This is a genomic window from Mesorhizobium sp. B1-1-6 (genome assembly GCF_006443035.1).
Lineage (GTDB): Bacteria > Pseudomonadota > Alphaproteobacteria > Rhizobiales > Rhizobiaceae > Mesorhizobium.
Genome location: NZ_VFWR01000022.1, coordinates 22,289 through 39,594, shown reverse-complemented (window position 1 = coordinate 39,594; position 17,306 = coordinate 22,289). Strand labels below are relative to the sequence as shown.

Genomic DNA, 17,306 nt, shown 5'->3' with positions numbered 1-17,306 from the left:
TCCAGCTCAGCCTCAATCAGGATCGCCGCCAGCCGGCTCGCCGGGACCTGGTTTCACGTTCTCGCGGTAGATGGCATAGGCCGCCAACGCCACGGCGGGACCGAGAATGGCTCCGAGGCCGCCCTTTCCCTTGAGCAGCGCCGGCAGCGCGGCCAGCGCGGCGGTGACGCCGATTGCCGTCATGTCGGCCTTGCGCCGTTCTGCCCGGCGCCGTGCGCGGGAGCTGGCCGAGAAGCGATAGATCAGCAAGATCAGGCCCGCGATGATCAGAAAGCCCACGCCGAATCCCAACGCCGCCGCGAGCGGACCATAGCGGCCCGCAGCCCAGATATAGCCGGCCCCGATCAGGAAGCCGAGGCCGCACAGCGCCGCGAGCGCGGCAAGCGCATAGACGATTGCAGCCGTGCGCGCGCGGCGCATGGCTGCAACGGTTTCGCCCGAAGCCAGGCCCGAGACAAGGGAAGCCAGCAATCCCATTTGGGCGGGACTAGCGGCGCGCCAGGAGCGCGAACAGGAAGCCGACGCCGGCGGCGATCGCCAATGAAGTCACCGGCTTCTCGCGCACGCTTGCCGCTATCTGCGCCTCTATATCCCTGGTGTTGCTGCGCAGGCTGTCAAAGGCTGCCTCGCCTTGCGCGCGCAGATGCTCGACACCTTCGGCGGCGGCACGGCGGGCGGTGCCGTATCCATGCTCGCCTGTCTTGGCCAACTGCTTCGTAAGCTTGTCGATATCGGTCTTCAACTGCCTGATATCGGCTTCGAGGTCCGAGTTCGCCCGCGCTTCGCCTGCGTTCTTTCCTGCGGCAGCTGCCATCGCTTAACTCCCTGTGATTGCTTTGGTTTCAACGCGCTGCATGTCTCAAAGTTCCGAGCCCCTCGGATAAACGGGCATGATCCCGCAAAGCGGGTGTCGGTTTGCCAAAAGATCACGCTCAATCCAATGGATAGAGGCCGTCCCGGTTCCATCGATCTGGACCCTAGCTCAAAACGGGGCCTCCTGCATCCGGTCAGATCAGCGGCCGTCGTTCCTTGCCCAGCCCCTCCCAGCCGGCAAGCTGCTTCAACCCTTCATGATCGATGATCTCGCAGCCGCCATCGCGCCACGCGATCAACTTGCGATCCATCAGCTTGCGAATCGTCTTGTTGGTATGGACCAAAGACAGGCCGAGCGTATCGGCGATGTGCTGCTGCGTGAACGCGATCCGGGTGAACCGCCCGCCATTGAGGCCAACGGCCTTGGCCCGGCTGCCGATGAAGGCGATGAGATAGGCGGTGCGCTCGATCGCGCTGCGGCGGCCGACGCTGAGCAGGTTCTCGTCCAGCATCCGCTCCTCGCGCGACGCGATCCAGGTGATGTCATAGGCCAGGCCCGGATGGTTGCGGAAAAGCTCATGCAGGGACTCCCGCTCGAACACGCAAAGCAGCATCGGCGACAAGGCTTCGACGGAATGCTGCATTTCGCCCATCACGCCGCCTTGCAGCCCGATGAGATCTCCAGGGACGGCGTAGTTGAGGATTTGACGGCGGCCATCCGACAACAGCTTGTAACGGAAAGCCCAGCCCGACAGCACCGTGTAGAGATGGGCGCTGCGGCGTCCTTCCACCAGCACCGTTGCGCCCTTGTCGACCGCGAGCTCGCCTTTCTTCAATTTGTCGATGAAGGCCAGTTCCGATCTCTCGAATTTGCGGAAACCCGGCAGCGGCCGCAGTGGGCAATTCTCGCAATCGTACCGGCGGCTGGAGGAAGCAAGGCCGTTCTGGATTGACATTTCGACCGCTCCTCGAGAGCCGCGGGCTCAGCCGCTGCGGTGGCATGTCTTTTTTAAATGACAGCGCGTCAAATAGCGATCATGACTCGCTGCGTTTCAAGGAGCCATTGCCTGTGTCGCCTTTGCTTGACGGATTGCGCATTCTTGTCCTGGAAGATGAATTTCTCATCGCCATGGATGTCGAGCAGCTTTGCCGTGATCACGGCGCCGACGACGTGGTGCTTGTCCGTGACCTGGCCGAGATCGATGGCCGACAGGTTGCCACCCAATTCGATGCGGCGATCGTCGACCTCATGCTGGGGGGCACTCCGACTTTCGACTTTGCATCGCGCCTGCGTGAAACGGGCGTGCCCTTCGTCTTTGCCTCCGGTTATTCGGATGCGGACGAGATCAAGGTTGCCTTTCCAGGGATAAGGCTGGTCAGCAAACCTTATTCGGGCGAAGATCTTGTGGAAGCGGTGGCCCGGGCCTGCGGACGAGTCCCGCCCGCCTGACGACGTCGCATCGCGTAAGAGTCAGAGCGGATGCGATGGCGATTCTGTCAGCCGTTTCGATGCGACGCTTTTTTAGTGCGCCGCCGTGCCAGTGACCTGTGCTGAGATCGCATCGGGACCGTACTCGTCCTCGCCGGAGATTTTCAGTATCTCCTGCAGGCGCGTGCGGGCTCGGCTGACGCGGCTCTTGATCGTCCCGACCGCGCAACCGCAAATCTCGGCCGCCTCCTCGTAAGAGAAGCCCGAGGCGCCGATGAGGATGATGGCCTCGCGCTGGTCTTCGGGCAGCTGCTCGAGCGCACCGCGGAAATCCTTGAGGTCGAGCTGGCCGTGCTGGGCGGGATGCACCGCAAGCCTGGCTGTCATGATGCCGTCGCTGTCCTGCACCTCGCGGCCGCGTTTGCGCATCTGCGAATAGAACTCGTTGCGCAGGATGGTGAAGAGCCATGCCTTCAGGTTGGTACCGGGCTGAAAGCTCTCATGCTTGTCCCAGGCCTTGACCAGCGTTTCCTGCACCAGGTCGTCGGCCTTGTCGGCATTCTGCGTCAGTGACACTGCGAAGGCACGCAAGCTCGGTATTGCCCCAAGCAGATCGGTCTTGAAGCCTTGTGAGACCGTTGCCATGCCTCAGTCCTTTTTCTGTGCGGGCTCGGCCCGCTCCAGTTGGCTGAGCAACTGCGCGAAACGATCCGGCACATCGTCGGAGACCAGCTCGTCGTAATACTGCTTGAGTTTGCGTCCGATTTCGGAATTCGGCCCGAGCGGGTCGCCCACGCCGTTCCGGCGCCTGATTGAGGCGCCAGTCAAGACATCTTTCGTCATTTCCTTCATTTCGCCCTTTAATCCAGCCCCATAGCCGCTCAACATAACTCAACACAACACAAGCGGCATCCTCGTCTGGTTGCCCATCCCCAATTCAAACGCCGTTCAGGCGTATTAGTTCCCGGGGCCGGAACTTTTTGCGAAAGCCCGCGTTTGTGTCGTTGGGGCTTGCAATGGGGCTTGACCTGCATTTTTAGTCAATCACGTCATCTGAGGGAGACGTCCGTCATGAGTTTATCCGCCACCATCGCTCCGCACCTGCCGTTCCTGCGCCGCTTCTCGCGTGCCGTATCGGGATCGCAGGAGAGCGGCGACGCGCTGGTTGCCGCGATGCTCGAGGCCATCATCGCCGATGTCGACATTTTTCCCGAGGCATCCAGCGACCGAATCGCGCTGTACAAGGTCTTCGCCAAACTGTTCACGTCCGTCGCCATCCGCGTTCCACAAGAACAGGCGCAATCGGCATGGGAACAGCGCGCCGCGGCCAATCTCAATGCGATCGCGCCGCTTCCCCGCCAGGCCTTCCTTCTGGTGGCCGTCGAGGGTTTCAGCGAGGATGAGGCGGCCGAAATTCTTGGCGTCGGCGAACAGGAATTCTCAGAACTGCTTGCCCAGGCGAGCAACGAGATTTCCCGCCAGGTGGCGACCGACGTGCTGATCATCGAGGATGAACCGCTCATCGCCATGGATATAGAGGAGATGGTCGAGAGCCTGGGCCATCGGGTCGTCGGCACCGCCCGCACCCATGCCGAAGCGGTGACGATGTTCGGCAAGACGCGGCCGAAGATGGTGCTCGCGGACATCCAACTCGCCGACGGCAGCTCGGGCATCGAGGCGGTGAACGAGATTCTGTCGTCGACTTCCGTGCCGGTGATCTTCATCACCGCCTTTCCCGAGCGTCTCCTGACCGGCGAGCGGCCCGAACCGGCTTTCCTGGTGACGAAGCCGTTCAACCCGGACATGGTCAAGGCGTTGATCAGCCAGGCTCTGTTCTTCGACCGGCAGGCGAAAGCAGCCGCATAGCGATGCGCAACTGAAGTCGCCGCAAACGCGCGCAAAAGCAGGGCGCGACCAGCCGGAAGGTTCCGCTGGCCGCGCCTTGCTTTTGCGCGCCACGGTGGCGCGCGGGGGGATCGTCTTTTTCGGCAAAAAGTGGAACAAACCGCATCCACCCACGTTTTTCTCACATAGTTGGAAGGAGATGGAACCATGCTTTACTGGGCGCTCGTATTTCTTGTCGTGGCAATCATCGCCGGCGCGCTTGGTTTCGGCGGCATTGCCGGTACATCTGCCGGGATAGCGCAGATATTGTTCTTCATCTTTCTCGCTTTCCTCATCATTTCGCTTCTCGCCGGCCTGTTCAGACGGGCCTGAGAGTTATCAGGCGAACACTGGAAGCCGCACCCCTCAAACGGTTTCCAGCCACCGCCGGGTGGTGTCCCACAAGGACGCCGCCCGGCGGACCGCTTTTGGGCGTCTGGTTCCCGTAAAACCTGCCTTGGAACCCATTGGACGGTGAGCCGTTCAGCCTGAGTTGGGTGAACAGGTCGGATGCGTTCCAGGGCTCGAGATACCAAGAAGAACGAGCGGGGCGACGAGGTCATCGCCCTGCATCCCGCCGAAAGCGGCATGCAACTTGGCCGGGCGCTTCTCCACGCACTGCACAATGCCGGCATTTCCGTCCTCTACCAGGACCGCGACATGAAAACGGTCTGGGCGCGGAACATGCGTGCGCCCTGGGCCGCCGACAGCAGCGAGGGCGACGGCATCCTGCCGCCGGCACAGGCCGACCGCATTGGCGCTGCCAAGCGCAACGTCGTCGCAAGCGGCGATCCGCAGCGCCTCGAGATCGGCGTCCCGATGGAGGACGGCATGCGCTGGTTTCAGGTCTGGATCGACGCCGACCATGGCGAGGCCGGCGACGTGCAAGGTGTCGTCACCACCATGGTCGAGACGACCGAGCAGCGACGCCGCGAACAGACGCTGACGACGCTGTTGCGCGAAGTCACGCACCGCTCGAAGAATTTGCTGGCAATCATCCAGAGCATCGCCACCCAGACGGGGCGCTATTCCGACAGCATCGGCGATTTCCTGACCCGCTTTCGCGGCCGGCTCCAGTCGCTGGCCTCCTCCCAGGATTTGGTAACCTCCTCCAACTGGCGCGGTGCTGCCCTTCGCGAACTCGTCGCCGGTCAGGTCGGCCGCTACGGGACGGACGCGTCGCACAGCCTTCGCTTCCGCGGCGCAAATCCTTACCTCAACCCCAACGCCGCGCTGCATATCGGCCTTGCGATGCATGAACTGGCCGTCAACTCGGTCAGCTATGGCGCCCTGTCGCGGCCGGAGGGCTTCGTCGAAGTGACCGCCGTCCTCGACACCGCCGCCGATGGCGGCATTGCCCTGTCGCTGACCTGGGCCGAAACCATAGGAACCGACAGCAACCAAGAGGGCAAAAAGCGCTTCGGCAGCGTCGCACTGGAACGCGTAGTGCCCTCTTCCCTGAACGGAACGGCGCGCCTCGAGATCGCGGATGGTCGCCTCGAATACCATCTCGTTGTTCCGCACGGCAATTTCGAGACGGAGTAGGCGACCGCCATTTTTTAACCGGCTGTTCACCATAGAAGCAGATGCTGTTTTTGCCAGATACCGATGGAACTGCCGAGCCGACGAGCATGCTTTCGAGGGCTTTGCCGCAGCATAGTGGGGAGGAGCGCCTTGACGGTCGCCGATATCAACAGACTCGAGCATGCCGCTCGCATTTCGATGGGCGAAATCCAGGATCCCGAGACATCCACAGCATCGCCGGTTGCTCATGGCATCCTGCCCATCGTCGCTCCGGCGTTGGCCGCGGCAATTGTCCTGATCGCCCTGTCCCAGCTGGCCTGATCCCGCCCCCACGTTCGCGCGCGCACATCGCTCGGGTTTTCGGCGGCCGAGGCATCGGAAAGCTGCGCCCAGAAAAAGACTCTCTTCACCAACAATAAATTGGAGCAGCAAAGGTCGTTTTTTCATGCTAAGTGACGGCTGGAGCTTATTAAAGTGAGGACACGAAGTGAGGAGTGACCCTATGCGGAAAATTCTTATTGCCATGGCTGCCGTGGTCGCCGTCAGCGGCTGTACCTCGACCGAGCAGGATGTCGTCGGCGGCGGCTTGATCGGCGCCGGCGTGGGCGGCTTGGTCGGCGGCGGCAAGGGCGCGCTGATCGGCGCGGCCGTCGGTGCCGGCTCCGGCCTGCTGGTCCGCAACCTGCGCAATGGATACTGCCAGTATCGCGATCATCGGGGTCGCATCTACACGGCTCGCTGCAACTAAGGCAATTCGGGCGGGAAAAGCGCGGAGCGGTTTTCCCGCCGGAATTGCGAGCAAGGAGCGGATCGGCGATCTATCAGACGCTGAACCGCTCCGAGCAACTTGAATCGCCGCTGTCGGGCTCATTCGCGAACCCGGCAGCGGTGCGGCAATTTATTGGCCGCCGCGGGAAGCCTGGAGCGATTCCGCCAAGGCCCGATGGCATTCACGCCGGCAGCGGAATCCTGATTTCCACATTCAATCCGTCATCGCGATAATCGCGGTGGATCGTGCCACGCAGCTCACGCGTGACATTGAGGTCGATCAATTTGGTGCCGAAGCCGGTCGTGGCCGGGGCGTCGACCTTCTTCTGCCCGGTTTCCTGCCAGCTCAGAGCCAAGACCCGGTCACGCCCGCGCCCTTCGACCGACCATTCGATCCTGAGGGCGCCGACCGTATTGCCGGCCTCGCCATATTTCAGCGCATTCGTTGCCAGTTCGTGGAAGGTGAGGCCCAGTGCCTGCGTCGTGGTTTCGTCAAGCAGCACCTCCGGCCCGGACAAAAGCTCTTCCGGCAGCTCCTTTCCGAACACTTGGCCAAGCTCGATGCGCAGGAGATCGCCGAGATCCGCCTTCTGCCAGCGCGAGCGCGTCAGCATGTCCTGGGACGCGGCCATTGCCTGTAGCCGGGCCGAGAAAGATGCCGAGAACTCATTGACGTCGCTGGCACGTGACGCGGTCTGGCGCGCGATCGCCAGCACTCGCGTGATCGAATTCTTGATGCGATGCTTCATCTCCTGCAGCATCAAATCCTTTTCGAGCAGGCTCTTTTCCGTCGTCTCATGCAGCAGCGATGCTGCCTCGTAGGCTCGCTCCTGATAGCGCGCGACAAGCGCGATGGCGCCGGCCAGCAGCAACCCGAACAGGCCGAGCATGACTGGGATGGCCCGCGACGATGGCTGCGAGAAGGCGCTTGTCGGCCTGAACTGCACGGTCCACGGACGGCCCGCCACGCTGATCTTGCGGGTGACCAACAGCCTGTCGCCAAAGCCCGACACGGGCGGCGTCTCCGACCGGAACAGCAAATGATCCGGATCGACGCCGCCATCGTAGATTTCGGTGTTGACCGGCAGCAGCGGCGCGCGGCTGAGCGCGATCTGGAACAACTCCCTGGCCCGGAAGGCCGCGTAGAGAAAGCCTACCGTCGAGGATCGCGATGCGTTTATGGCATCAGGTGCGGTCTCGACGTTGAGCCGCACGAAGACGAGAAAGCCGGTGAAGGTCTGTGCTGCACCCGTGTCCTGGCCGAGTTGCACCAGCCCGCTCGCGTGCTGCTGGTCATCTGCCATTGCCTTCTCGATTGCCGCGCGCCGCACGGGCTCGGTGAACATGTCATAGCCGATGCTGGCCTTGTTGGACGGATCGAGCGGCTCGAACAGCACAACGGGCGTGCGCCATGGCTGCGTCGTATCCGGATAGATCGCACGCCTGACGCCCTGGTCATGCAGCATGTCGCGTTCGACCGTTGCCTCGTCGCCTGCTTTCACCAGCCGGAGAAAGCCGATGCCGCGCAGGCCGGCGAAATTGGTATCGACATTGAGGGCATTGAAGAACGCTTTGAACTCGCTCTGCGAGATGTCGCCATTGCGGGCGTCGAACAAGGCTTGCGACGAGCGCAGCAGCGACAGCTGCAGGTCGATCCGGCTCTCGATACGGTTGAGCGCATCGTCCGCGGTCGCGTCGAACTTGATGCGAGCCGCCTCTTGCGTCGCGAAATAGGCGAACCCCGCCATTGTCATGCTGATCAGCGCAACGGCAACGAAAGCGACGATTGGAAAAAGCTTCTTCAACGGACAATGCGGCCTATCAGCATGTGAGCCCTTTATGGGCAAGTCGCCCGGTCAACACAATGGCAAGGCCAAGCCATCCCGCCGGCTGGCATATCACCTGATCGGCAGATCGGTAACGGGCTCAGGCCAGCAGGCTTCAGGCGGCGATCTTCAACGCGCCTGGTCCGGGAATGGCGCCAGGCGGACATTTGCCCAGGATGATCATGCCCAGCACCTCGTCCTGGGTCACATCGGTGGTGCGGGCAGTGCCGACGACCTGGCCGTTTTTCATGACGCACACCCGGTCGGCCAGTTCGAATACGTCGTGAATGTCATGGCTGATCAGGAAGATGCCGATGCCGTCGGACTTGAGCTGCCTGACCAGTTCCCCGACCTGGGCCGTTTCCTGCGGTCCAAGTGCTGCCGTCGGCTCGTCCATGATCAGGATGCGGGCGTTGAACAGGATCGCGCGTGCGATCGCCACCGACTGCCGCTGTCCGCCCGACAGCTTGATCACCGGCTCCTTGAAGCGCTGGAAGCGGGGATTGAGCCTGCCCATCACCTTGCGCGCCTCGGCCTCCATGGCGACATCATCGAGCGTGCCCCAGGCGGTCCTCAGCTCGCGGCCGAGGAACAGGTTGGCGGCGGCGTCGACATTGTCGGCGAGCGCCAGGGTCTGGTAGATCGTCTCGATGCCGTATTTCTTGGCATCGCGCGGGTTGGAGATCGAAGCCTCTTCGCCGTTGACGAAGATTTGGCCCGCGTCACGCTTGTAGGCGCCCGACAGGATCTTGATCAGTGTCGACTTGCCGGCGCCGTTATGGCCGAGCAGGGCCACGACCTCGCCGGGGAAAAGATCGATCGAGGCATCGTCGACGGCGCGAATGCCGCCGAACGCGATTGAGATGTTGTGCATGTCGACCAGCGGGTTGCCGGCGGGAGCGATCCTGTCAGCCATGATTGTCCTCCTCCCTCAAACGCGTTTGCGATAGACGGTGTCGAGCCACACCGCGATGACCAGCACGGCGCCGACGACGATGCTCTGCAGAGGCGAGTCGACGCCGAGCAGCACCATGCCGGATTGCAGCGACTGCATCAGAAGCGCGCCCAGCATGGCGCCGATGATCGTTCCCGAACCGCCGGCGAGCGACGTGCCGCCGATGACGGCCGCCGCGATCACCAGCAATTCATCGAGCGTTCCGAGCACGTTGGTGGCCGAGTTCTGCCGGGCCGACGAGATCGCGGCGGCGATCGTGGCCAGCACGCCCATGATCATGAACACTTTCATCGTGATCCAGCGCGTATTGATGCCGGCGAGGTTGGCTGCTTCCGGATTGCCGCCAATGGCAAAGACATAGCGACCAAAACGGGTGCGTTTGGTGATGAAGGTCATGACCAGCCCGACGGCGATGGCCATCAGCACCGGTATGGCGATGCCGTGGGCGATGAACAGGCCGCCCTCGGGCACGGTTATGTTGTTGGCGGCTGCATATCTGTTCACGATGCCGACAGGCCATGGATAGGAATTGGCCAGCCAAACCGCGCCCATGATGACGGCGCAGGTGACCACGCCGATCAGCGTCTCGGCCCAGATCGGACGCAGCGGGAAACGGAAGCGCTTGCGCTGTACCCGCCCGTTGAACAGCGCAAGCACCACCGCAAGGCAGGCGGCGATGCCGACCACCCAGCTCCAGGTCGCGCCGATCGATCCGGCCGGGCCGCCGCCCATCAGCTGGAACGTCGCGTTGAGCGGCGCCACCGTCTGGCCGCTGGTAACCCACCATGCCGCACCGCGCCAGACCAGAAGCCCGCCCAGCGTCACGATGAAGGCCGGCACTTCGAGATAGGCGATGACGAAGCCCTGGAAGGCGCCGATCAAAAGGCCGAGCACCAGGCCGATGACCAGCGCGAGCACCCAGATCCATGGATTGCCGAGCTCGAGACCGACCATCCGCACCAGGAAATGCACCTGGGCGAAACCCATGACCATGCCGATCAACCCTTCGGCGGAACCGACGGACAGATCGATATTGCGCATGACGATGACCAGCACCATGCCGCAGGCCATGATGGCGACGGCCGAGGTCTGCACCGACAGGTTCCACAGATTGCGGGGCGTGAGGAAGGTACGGCTGTCGAAATCGAGCGGATTGACGCCGAGACGCAGGCTGGACAGGACATGCAACCCGATCCAGATCAGCAGCAGCGCGCCGATCATGCCGAGCATGCGCGTGTCGATCTCGGTCGCCTTCAGGAACCGGGCGACGGCGCCGAGTTCCGACGCACGCGCGGTGTCGGCCTGCGGGTTGGACGTCGTATCGGTCATGATTTTCTCCCACCGGCCTGCCCATCCGATGCGGATGCCGGAAGCCAACCTAGAAGTTACCCGCCCGGGGCGGAAAAACAAATCTTCTTGAAAAAACGCCGCGGCTTGGCAGCCGCGGCGTTCATCGCATGAAATGGAAGATCAGTTGCAGGCCGCGACGCTGCCCGCCGCGACGCCGGCACAGACCTCGTCTTTCTTGATCCAGCCGGCGTCGATGACGACGTTGAGATTGTCCTTGGTGATCGCAACCGGGGTGAGGAACAGCGATTTGACGGTGTTCCCGCCGGGTGTGGTGAAGTCCTTGACGCCGGCGATGTCGGTCATCTTCTTGCCGTCGGCCAGCTGCGAGGCGATCTCGGCGGCATTCTTGCCGAGTTCACGCGCGTCCTTCCACACCGACACGGTCTGCGTGCCGAGCGCGATGCGGTTCAGCGCCGCGTGGTCGCCGTCCTGGCCCGAGACCGGAACGGTACCGGCCAGGCCTTGAGCCGTCAGCGCCGCGACGACGCCGCCGGCAGTGCCGTCATTGGCCGCGACCACCGCGTCGACCTTGTTGTCGTTGGCGGTCAGGAACTGCTCCATGTTCTTCTGCGCGTTGGCCGGCAGCCAGCCATCCGTATAGGCTTCGCCGACATTCTTGATCTTGCCGCTGTCGATGGCGTCCTTGAGCACTTCCATGGAGCCCGAGAACAGGAAATCGGCATTCGGATCGGCACCCGAGCCCTTGATGAAGACGTAGTTGCCTTCCGGCTTCACCTTGAACACTTCGCGGGCCTGCATGCGGCCGACTTCCTTGTTGTCGAAGGTCAGATAGAAGACGTCCTTGTTCTCGATCAGGCGGTCATAGCCGACGACCGGAATGCCTTCGTCGAGCGCCTTCTGCACCGCCGGGCCGATGGCGGAGGCGTCCTGCGCCAGGATGATCAGCGAATTGGCGCCCTGGGAGATCAGGCTCTCGACGTCGGTGAGCTGCTTGCCGGGATTGGACTGGGCGTCGGCGGAAATATACTTGTCGCCGGCGGCTTCGATCGCCTTCTTCATGGCGGCCTCGTCGGTCTTCCAGCGCTCTTCCTGGAAGTTCGACCAGGAAACGCCGATGACCTTGTCCTTCGCCTGCGCGATCGACGCGAGCGTCAGCGACATGGCGACACCCGCCAGGATGGCGGCTGTGAATTTCTTCATCTTAATCCTCCCTGCGCCGCGTATGGCGCGACCAAACAGGCCCGTAGGCCGGCACAAAGGCTCTATTTTTTCGAGCCTCGAAAAAACACTGGTCCATCGTCGGAACGCTGTCAACGTCGATTCTGATGTATTTTGATGTCCTCGTGAATTTTTTTCGAGCTCCGGAATAAATAATGACAGCCAAGGCCGGTTCTGCCAGTATTTGACGGTCGTCGGGATCCTGGGGAGAGAACGCGGCGACGGGGAGGATGCGAGAAACATGTCGGTCGGAATCCGCCACGACGATTTGCGCCGACGCAACCGGGCGATGGTGATCGCGGCCGTGCGCCGTGCCGGGCAGCCCTCGCGCACCGAGATTGCCGCGACCACCGGGCTCAGCCATTCCACCATATCGGCGATCTCCTCCGACCTGATTGGCGAAGGCATCCTGGCGCAGAGCAAGCCGAGCGAGGCCGGTGCGCTGAAACGCGGTCGGCCGCAGGTCGGCCTCAGCCTCAACCCTGAAGCCGCGGCGGTGATGACCGTTGTGCTGTCGCTGAATTTCCTCTCCGTCGCAGTCATCGACTATGCCGGCCAGGTGATATCTGAGGAGCAGCGCCGGCTGGACACGCTGACCCTGTCGCGCGAGGCGCTGATCGGCGAATGCGTGGCCATCGTCAGGCGGCGGTTCGAGGATCCCGACCTCGACGTCGGCAGCATCGCCCGTATCGCGCTGGCGATCCAGGGCATCACCGACACGGATGCGCGCGCCATGCTGTGGTCGCCGATCACGCCGCAGACCGACATCGCCTTCGCCGACATACTGGAGGCCGAGTTCGGCATTCCCGCCACCATGGAGAACGATTGCAACATGATGGCGGTGGCGCTGCGCTGGCGCGATCCCCAGCGCTACCGCGACGACTTCATCGCCATACTTTTGTCGCACGGCATCGGCATGGGCTTGGTGCTGAAGGGTGAACTGTTCACCGGCACCCATTCATCCGGAGGCGAGTTCGGCCACATGATCCATCGCCCCGGCGGGGCGCTCTGCCGCTGCGGGCGGCGCGGCTGCGTCGAGGCCTATGCCGGCAACTATGCCATCTGGCGCAACGCGAGGCAGCTTGGCGAGGACACCGAGCCTGTCGACGTCAGCGACGCCGACATGCGCACCCTGGCGGCCTCGGCGCGCGAAAAGGACGGGCCGGAGCGCGAAGCCTACCGCAAGGCCGGCGAGGCGCTGGGTTACGGCCTTGGCAGCCTGTTCGCGCTGATCGATCCGGCGCCGGTCGCCATGGTCGGCGTCAGCGCCGCCGCCTTCGACCTGATCGAGCCGGCTCTGCGCGAGGCGATTGCCCAGACCGCCGGCGGCCAGCACTCGAAATCGATTTCCTTCGACACCGAGCCGAACGAACTGCCACTGATCCGCGAGGGCTGCGCCATGCGCGCGCTGACCTTCGTCGACCAGGAGATTTTCGCGCCGGGGGCACAGGCGAAATCAGGCGTGGGCGAGAACGTTGCGTGACATATCCCTAGTCTTCGCGAATCGCATACCCCGCGCCCCGAATGGTGCGGATCACGTCAGGCATGCGGCCATTGTTGACCGCCTTGCGCAGCCGGCCGACATGCACGTCCACGGTGCGCTCGTCGATATAGATCGTTTCGCCCCAGACATTGTCGAGCAGTTGGCTGCGCGAGAACACGCGGCCGGGATGTCGCATCATGAATTCGAGCAGGCGGAACTCGGTCGGCCCGAGCCGGATCTCGCTTTTCTTGCGGTAGACCCGGTGCGATTCACGGTCGAGCACGATGTCGCCGACCTTGAGCACGCTGGACAGAACTTCGGGCTTGGCGCGGCGCAGCAGCGCCTTGACGCGTGCCATGAATTCCGGCGTTGAGAACGGCTTGACCAGATAGTCGTCGGCGCCGGTGGAGAGACCGCGCACCCGGTCGCTTTCCTCGCCGCGCGCCGTCAGCATGATGATCGGCAGCCGCTCGGTATCGGGCCGCATGCGGAGACGGCGGCAGAGCTCGATGCCGGACACCGCCGGCACCATCCAGTCGAGCACAAGAAGGTCAGGGACATTCTCCTGCAAGCGGATCTCGGCTTCGTCGCCGCGCGTCACCACCTCTACCTGATAACCCTCCGATTCCAGATTGTAACGGAGCAGCACACCCAGCGGCTCCTCGTCCTCCACCACCATGATGCGTGGCGCGATCATCGACTGGTCACCCCTGCCGTCAAGCCGCTGGCGCCGACATCGCCGTCTCGTCCTGCTTCGGGCGATTGGCGGGCAATTGCGTGCCGGTCAGCACATAATAGGCATTTTCGGCAATGTTGGTCACGTGATCGCCGATGCGCTCGAGATTCTTGGCGCAGAACAAAAGATGCGTGCAGGCGGTGATGTTGCGCGGATCCTCCATCATGTAGGTCAGCAGCTCGCGGAAGACCGACGTGTATTTGACGTCGATGCGTTCATCGTCGGCGCGCAGCTTGGCAAGTGCCGCGGCATCGCGCGCCGCATACTCCTCGATCACGCCTTGGACCTGGATCAGCACAAGCTGCGCCATGGCGTCGATGGAGTGCGACAGGTCGCGCGGCGTGGCGGCAAGGCCGACGGTGCCGACGCGCTTGGCGATGTTCTTGGCGAGATCGCCGATGCGTTCGAGATCGCCCGCCATGCGGATCGAGCCGACGACATGGCGCAGATCGTCCGCCATGGGCTGCCGCTTGGCGATCAGGGTGATGGCGCGGTCGTCGAGTTCGCGCTGGCGCGCGTCCATGATGGCGTCGTCGGAGACGACGCGCTGGGCGAGCGCGTTGTCGGAATTCAGGAGCGCCTTGGTGGCGCCGCCGACCATCGATGAGGCGAGATCGCCCATGTCGCGGATCAGCCTGCTGATCTGTCCGAGATCTTCGTCAAAGGCTGCGACTGTGTGTTCGGCCATGATCTTGGTCCTCGTATGCCTGGGATCAGCCGAAGCGGCCGGTGATATAGTCCTGCGTGCGCTTCTCGCGGGGCGATGTGAAGATCTTCTCGGTGCGGTCGAACTCGACCAACTCGCCCAGATACATGAACGCGGTCTGCTTCGACACGCGCGCCGCCTGCTGCATGTTGTGGGTGACGATGACGATCGTATAGTCGGCCTGCAGCTCATCGATCAGCTCCTCGATCTTGGCGGTCGACAGCGGATCGAGCGCCGAGGCAGGCTCGTCGAGCAGGATGACCTCCGGCTTCACCGCCACCGTGCGGGCGATGCAGAGGCGCTGCTGCTGGCCGCCCGAAAGGCTGAGGCCGCTGGCGTTGAGCTTGTCCTTGACCTCGCTCCACAGTGCCGCGCGCTTCAGCGCCTGCTCGACACGGCCGTCCATCTCCGCCTTGCTGAGCTTCTCATAGAGCCTGACGCCGAAGGCGATGTTCTCGTAGATCGACATCGGGAACGGCGTCGGCTTCTGGAACACCATGCCGATCTTGGTCCTGAGCAGGTTGAGGTCCTGCGAGCGGTCGAGGATATTCTGGCCGTCGAGCAGCACCTGGCCCTCGGCGCTCTGCCTCGGGTAGAGCTCGTAGATGCGGTTGAAGACGCGCAGCAGCGTCGACTTCCCGCAGCCCGAAGGCCCGATGAAGGCGGTGACGCTGCGCTCGGGCAGCGACAGGCTGATATCCTTCAGCGCCTTCGACTGGCCATAGTAGAAATTGAGGCCCTTGACCTCGATCTTGGCTTTCTCGACCGCGACTTCGGGCGTATTCAACTCGGTGGACAACATCGGTTTCATCTGTCCTCTCTGCGTCCGGTAAGGCTGCGGGCGAAGATGCTCAGCCCGAGAACCGTAAGGGTGATTATGAGTGCGCCGGTCCACGCCAGCTGCTGCCATTCCTCGTAGGGGCTGAGAGCGAACTGGAAGATGGTGACGGGCAGGCTGGCCATCGGCGCATTGAGATTACTCGACCAGAACTGGTTGTTGAGCGCCGTGAAGAGCAGCGGCGCCGTCTCGCCGGAAATGCGGGCGATGGCCAGCAATATGCCTGTGACGATGCCCGACAGCGCCGCACGGTAGGCGACCGAGCGGATGACCACCCAGCGCGGCGCGCCGATCGCGGCGCCGGCCTCGCGCAAGGCGTTCGGCACCAGGTTGAGCATGTCCTCGGTGGTGCGAACGACGACCGGGATGACCAGGATGGCCAGTGCGACGGCACCGGCGATCGCCGAGAAATGTCCCATCGGCCGCACCAGCAGCTCGTAGACGAACAGGCCGACGATGATCGAGGGTGCCGACAGCAGGATGTCGTTGATGAAGCGCACGACGGTGGTGAGGCGCGAGAAGCGGCCATATTCGGCCATGTAGGTCCCAGCGAGGACACCGATCGGCGTGCCGACGATGACGGCGATGACTGTCATCATGATACTGCCGTAGATGGCATTGAGCAGGCCGCCGGCATCGCCGGGCGGCGGTGTCATTTCGGTGAACACAGAGAGCGAAACACCCGACAGGCCCTTATAGAGCAGTGCGCCGAGGATGAGCGCCAGCCAGGCCAGGCCGATGCCCGCCGCCGTGACGCATAGCGTCATCATCACGGCATTCCTGCGCTTGCGTCGATTGTGAAGCGATGTGGCCGTCGACATCGGTCAGGCTCCCGTGCGGCTGTCCATGCGCAGCAGCATGTAGCGCGCAAGGGCAAGGATCAGGAAAGTGATGACGAACAGGATCAGGCCGAGCGCCACCAGCGAAGACGTATAGAGATCGCCGTCGGCTTCGGTGAACTCGTTGGCGATGGTCGCCGAGATCGTCGTGCCGGGCGCGAACAGCGAGCCGCTGATGCGGTGGGCGTTGCCGATGACGAAGGTTACCGCCATGGTTTCGCCGAGCGCGCGGCCGAGGCCGAGCATGACGCCGCCCATGATGCCGACGCGGGTATAGGGGATGACGACGCGGCGCGTGACCTCCCAGGTCGTGCAGCCGATGCCGTAGGCCGATTCCTTCAGCACCGCCGGCACCGTGTCGAAGACATCCTTGGTGATCGAGGTGATGAAGGGCAGGACCATGATGGCAAGGATCATCGCCGAGGTCAGAAGGCCGATGCCGTAGGGCGGGCCGGCAAACAGGCTGGAGAGTCCCGGCACGTCGTGGAAAAGCTTGATGATGAAGGGCTGCACCGTCGTCTGCAGGAACGGCGCGAACACGAACAGGCCCCAGATGCCGTAGATGATTGAGGGTATGCCGGCAAGCAGCTCGACGGCGATGCCGATGGGGCGCCGGAGTGGCCGCGGGCAGAGTTCGGTAAGGAAGATGGCGATGCCGATGCCGATGGGAACGGCGATCAGGATAGCGATGGCGGCGGTGACGATGGTTCCGTAGATCGGGGCCAGCGCCCCGAAATTCTCGGTAACCGGGTTCCACGATTCGGTCGTCAGGAAGGAGAACCCGAATTTCGACAGCGCTTCCCACGAGCCGGCAAACAGCGAAATCGCCACGCCGCCGAGGATGAGCAGGACGAGGATGGCGGAAAAGCGTGTCGCCGTTCGGAAAATCGTATCGGTGAGCGCGAAGCGTCGGACCGTCGCTTCCCTGGCCCGCATGGCGGCCGACGATGGCATGGCTTCGGAGACGGCGGTCATC

21 protein-coding genes are annotated in these 17,306 nt (G+C 63.2%); 7 read left to right on the top strand and 14 right to left on the bottom strand.

Annotated elements, in window-relative coordinates:
* Window positions 1-12 precede the first annotated feature (12 nt).
* The 3 genes from FJ979_RS29950 to FJ979_RS29940 form a co-directional block, all read right to left on the bottom strand.
* Window positions 13-477, bottom strand: coding sequence for a hypothetical protein (locus FJ979_RS29950; RefSeq protein WP_140561582.1), 465 nt, complete (start codon window positions 475-477; stop codon window positions 13-15).
* 10 nt (window positions 478-487) lie between these two features.
* Window positions 488-814, bottom strand: coding sequence for a DUF883 family protein (locus FJ979_RS29945; protein ID WP_140561580.1), 327 nt, complete (start codon window positions 812-814; stop codon window positions 488-490).
* A gap of 193 nt (window positions 815-1,007) precedes the next feature.
* Window positions 1,008-1,769 (bottom strand): Crp/Fnr family transcriptional regulator, encoded by a 762-nt coding sequence (locus FJ979_RS29940; protein ID WP_140584495.1) that lies wholly within the window; start codon window positions 1,767-1,769, stop codon window positions 1,008-1,010.
* Between the two features lie 44 nt (window positions 1,770-1,813).
* Between FJ979_RS29940 and FJ979_RS29935 the strand changes: the two genes are divergently transcribed.
* Window positions 1,814-2,263, top strand: a complete 450-nt coding sequence (locus tag FJ979_RS29935; RefSeq protein WP_140500637.1) for a response regulator — start codon at window positions 1,814-1,816, stop codon at window positions 2,261-2,263.
* 72 nt (window positions 2,264-2,335) lie between these two features.
* Here the strand turns inward: FJ979_RS29935 and FJ979_RS29930 are convergent, their stop codons facing one another.
* Together FJ979_RS29930 and FJ979_RS29925 are read right to left on the bottom strand one after the other, a co-directional pair.
* Window positions 2,336-2,887, bottom strand: coding sequence for an RNA polymerase sigma factor (locus FJ979_RS29930; protein ID WP_140500591.1), 552 nt, complete (start codon window positions 2,885-2,887; stop codon window positions 2,336-2,338).
* A 3-nt stretch (window positions 2,888-2,890) separates the two neighbouring features.
* Window positions 2,891-3,094 carry a NepR family anti-sigma factor gene (locus FJ979_RS29925; RefSeq protein ID WP_181165418.1) on the bottom strand — a complete coding sequence of 68 codons (204 nt, stop codon included), beginning with the start codon at window positions 3,092-3,094 and terminating at the stop codon, window positions 2,891-2,893.
* 219 nt (window positions 3,095-3,313) lie between these two features.
* Here FJ979_RS29925 and FJ979_RS29920 point away from each other — a divergent pair, with 219 nt between their 5' ends.
* The 5 genes from FJ979_RS29920 (at window position 3,314) to FJ979_RS29905 (ending at window position 6,398) form a co-directional block, all read left to right on the top strand.
* Window positions 3,314-4,108 (top strand): response regulator, encoded by a 795-nt coding sequence (locus FJ979_RS29920; RefSeq protein ID WP_140500589.1) that lies wholly within the window; start codon window positions 3,314-3,316, stop codon window positions 4,106-4,108.
* Between the two features lie 186 nt (window positions 4,109-4,294).
* Window positions 4,295-4,459: a DUF1328 domain-containing protein gene (locus tag FJ979_RS29915; protein WP_006203859.1), complete on the top strand. Its 165-nt coding sequence runs from the start codon at window positions 4,295-4,297 to the stop codon at window positions 4,457-4,459.
* A 177-nt stretch (window positions 4,460-4,636) separates the two neighbouring features.
* Window positions 4,637-5,671: a PAS domain-containing sensor histidine kinase gene (locus FJ979_RS29910; RefSeq protein ID WP_140500587.1), complete on the top strand. Its 1,035-nt coding sequence runs from the start codon at window positions 4,637-4,639 to the stop codon at window positions 5,669-5,671.
* 129 nt (window positions 5,672-5,800) lie between these two features.
* On the top strand, window positions 5,801-5,971 hold the full coding sequence (locus FJ979_RS32735) for a hypothetical protein (RefSeq protein WP_181165419.1): 171 nt from the start codon (window positions 5,801-5,803) through the stop codon (window positions 5,969-5,971).
* Between the two features lie 181 nt (window positions 5,972-6,152).
* A complete protein-coding gene (locus FJ979_RS29905; protein WP_140500585.1) occupies window positions 6,153-6,398 on the top strand; it encodes a YMGG-like glycine zipper-containing protein in 246 nt (81 codons plus the stop codon).
* Between the two features lie 202 nt (window positions 6,399-6,600).
* Here the strand turns inward: FJ979_RS29905 and FJ979_RS29900 are convergent, their stop codons facing one another.
* The 4 genes from FJ979_RS29900 to xylF all read right to left on the bottom strand — a co-directional run bounded on the left by FJ979_RS29900 (window position 6,601) and on the right by xylF (window position 11,710).
* Window positions 6,601-8,223 (bottom strand): CHASE domain-containing protein, encoded by a 1,623-nt coding sequence (locus FJ979_RS29900; RefSeq protein ID WP_140517889.1) that lies wholly within the window; start codon window positions 8,221-8,223, stop codon window positions 6,601-6,603.
* Window positions 8,224-8,359: 136 nt separating this feature from the next.
* Entirely contained in the window at window positions 8,360-9,160 is an 801-nt protein-coding gene (locus FJ979_RS29895; RefSeq protein ID WP_140584494.1) for an ATP-binding cassette domain-containing protein, read from the bottom strand.
* A gap of 15 nt (window positions 9,161-9,175) precedes the next feature.
* Complete coding sequence (locus tag FJ979_RS29890) at window positions 9,176-10,528, bottom strand: sugar ABC transporter permease (RefSeq protein WP_140584493.1); 1,353 nt, start codon at window positions 10,526-10,528, stop codon at window positions 9,176-9,178.
* 141 nt (window positions 10,529-10,669) lie between these two features.
* Window positions 10,670-11,710, bottom strand: a complete 1,041-nt coding sequence (gene xylF, locus FJ979_RS29885; protein ID WP_140584492.1) for a D-xylose ABC transporter substrate-binding protein — start codon at window positions 11,708-11,710, stop codon at window positions 10,670-10,672.
* A 259-nt stretch (window positions 11,711-11,969) separates the two neighbouring features.
* On the opposite strand from xylF, the gene FJ979_RS29880 reads away from it, so the two are divergent.
* On the top strand, window positions 11,970-13,211 hold the full coding sequence (locus FJ979_RS29880) for an ROK family protein (protein ID WP_140584491.1): 1,242 nt from the start codon (window positions 11,970-11,972) through the stop codon (window positions 13,209-13,211).
* Between the two features lie 7 nt (window positions 13,212-13,218).
* Here FJ979_RS29880 and phoB read toward each other — a convergent pair whose 3' ends face one another.
* Genes phoB through pstC form a run of 5 tightly spaced genes read right to left on the bottom strand, consistent with a single transcriptional unit; the run spans window position 13,219 to window position 17,305 of the window.
* Window positions 13,219-13,908: a phosphate regulon transcriptional regulator PhoB gene (phoB, locus tag FJ979_RS29875; protein ID WP_140584490.1), complete on the bottom strand. Its 690-nt coding sequence runs from the start codon at window positions 13,906-13,908 to the stop codon at window positions 13,219-13,221.
* A gap of 19 nt (window positions 13,909-13,927) precedes the next feature.
* Window positions 13,928-14,635 (bottom strand): phosphate signaling complex protein PhoU, encoded by a 708-nt coding sequence (gene phoU / locus FJ979_RS29870; RefSeq protein WP_140500575.1) that lies wholly within the window; start codon window positions 14,633-14,635, stop codon window positions 13,928-13,930.
* Between the two features lie 25 nt (window positions 14,636-14,660).
* The gene (pstB, locus tag FJ979_RS29865; RefSeq protein WP_140500574.1) at window positions 14,661-15,464 is read right to left on the bottom strand and encodes a phosphate ABC transporter ATP-binding protein PstB; all 804 of its coding nucleotides are present in this window, start codon (window positions 15,462-15,464) and stop codon (window positions 14,661-14,663) included.
* Window positions 15,461-16,312: a phosphate ABC transporter permease PstA gene (pstA, locus tag FJ979_RS29860; protein WP_140500572.1), complete on the bottom strand. Its 852-nt coding sequence runs from the start codon at window positions 16,310-16,312 to the stop codon at window positions 15,461-15,463. The genes pstB and pstA overlap by 4 nt, the downstream gene beginning before the upstream one ends.
* 3 nt (window positions 16,313-16,315) lie before the next feature.
* Window positions 16,316-17,305 carry a phosphate ABC transporter permease subunit PstC gene (gene pstC / locus FJ979_RS29855; protein WP_140500571.1) on the bottom strand — a complete coding sequence of 330 codons (990 nt, stop codon included), beginning with the start codon at window positions 17,303-17,305 and terminating at the stop codon, window positions 16,316-16,318.
* Between the last annotated feature and the right edge of the window lies 1 nt (window position 17,306).

Coding starts and splice junctions, on each gene's coding strand:
- FJ979_RS29950 (WP_140561582.1), bottom strand. CDS start 477: ATGGGATTGCTGGCTTCCCTTGTCTCGGGCCTGGCTTCGGGCGAAACC.
- FJ979_RS29945 (WP_140561580.1), bottom strand. CDS start 814: ATGGCAGCTGCCGCAGGAAAGAACGCAGGCGAAGCGCGGGCGAACTCG.
- FJ979_RS29940 (WP_140584495.1), bottom strand. CDS start 1,769: ATGTCAATCCAGAACGGCCTTGCTTCCTCCAGCCGCCGGTACGATTGC.
- FJ979_RS29935 (WP_140500637.1), top strand. CDS start 1,814: ATGTCTTTTTTAAATGACAGCGCGTCAAATAGCGATCATGACTCGCTG.
- FJ979_RS29930 (WP_140500591.1), bottom strand. CDS start 2,887: ATGGCAACGGTCTCACAAGGCTTCAAGACCGATCTGCTTGGGGCAATA.
- FJ979_RS29925 (WP_181165418.1), bottom strand. CDS start 3,094: ATGAAGGAAATGACGAAAGATGTCTTGACTGGCGCCTCAATCAGGCGC.
- FJ979_RS29920 (WP_140500589.1), top strand. CDS start 3,314: ATGAGTTTATCCGCCACCATCGCTCCGCACCTGCCGTTCCTGCGCCGC.
- FJ979_RS29915 (WP_006203859.1), top strand. CDS start 4,295: ATGCTTTACTGGGCGCTCGTATTTCTTGTCGTGGCAATCATCGCCGGC.
- FJ979_RS29910 (WP_140500587.1), top strand. CDS start 4,637: ATGCGTTCCAGGGCTCGAGATACCAAGAAGAACGAGCGGGGCGACGAG.
- FJ979_RS29905 (WP_140500585.1), top strand. CDS start 6,153: ATGCGGAAAATTCTTATTGCCATGGCTGCCGTGGTCGCCGTCAGCGGC.
- FJ979_RS29895 (WP_140584494.1), bottom strand. CDS start 9,160: ATGGCTGACAGGATCGCTCCCGCCGGCAACCCGCTGGTCGACATGCAC.
- FJ979_RS29890 (WP_140584493.1), bottom strand. CDS start 10,528: ATGACCGATACGACGTCCAACCCGCAGGCCGACACCGCGCGTGCGTCG.
- xylF (WP_140584492.1), bottom strand. CDS start 11,710: ATGAAGAAATTCACAGCCGCCATCCTGGCGGGTGTCGCCATGTCGCTG.
- FJ979_RS29880 (WP_140584491.1), top strand. CDS start 11,970: ATGTCGGTCGGAATCCGCCACGACGATTTGCGCCGACGCAACCGGGCG.
- phoB (WP_140584490.1), bottom strand. CDS start 13,908: ATGATCGCGCCACGCATCATGGTGGTGGAGGACGAGGAGCCGCTGGGT.
- phoU (WP_140500575.1), bottom strand. CDS start 14,635: ATGGCCGAACACACAGTCGCAGCCTTTGACGAAGATCTCGGACAGATC.
- pstB (WP_140500574.1), bottom strand. CDS start 15,464: ATGAAACCGATGTTGTCCACCGAGTTGAATACGCCCGAAGTCGCGGTC.
- pstA (WP_140500572.1), bottom strand. CDS start 16,312: ATGTCGACGGCCACATCGCTTCACAATCGACGCAAGCGCAGGAATGCC.
- pstC (WP_140500571.1), bottom strand. CDS start 17,305: ATGACCGCCGTCTCCGAAGCCATGCCATCGTCGGCCGCCATGCGGGCC.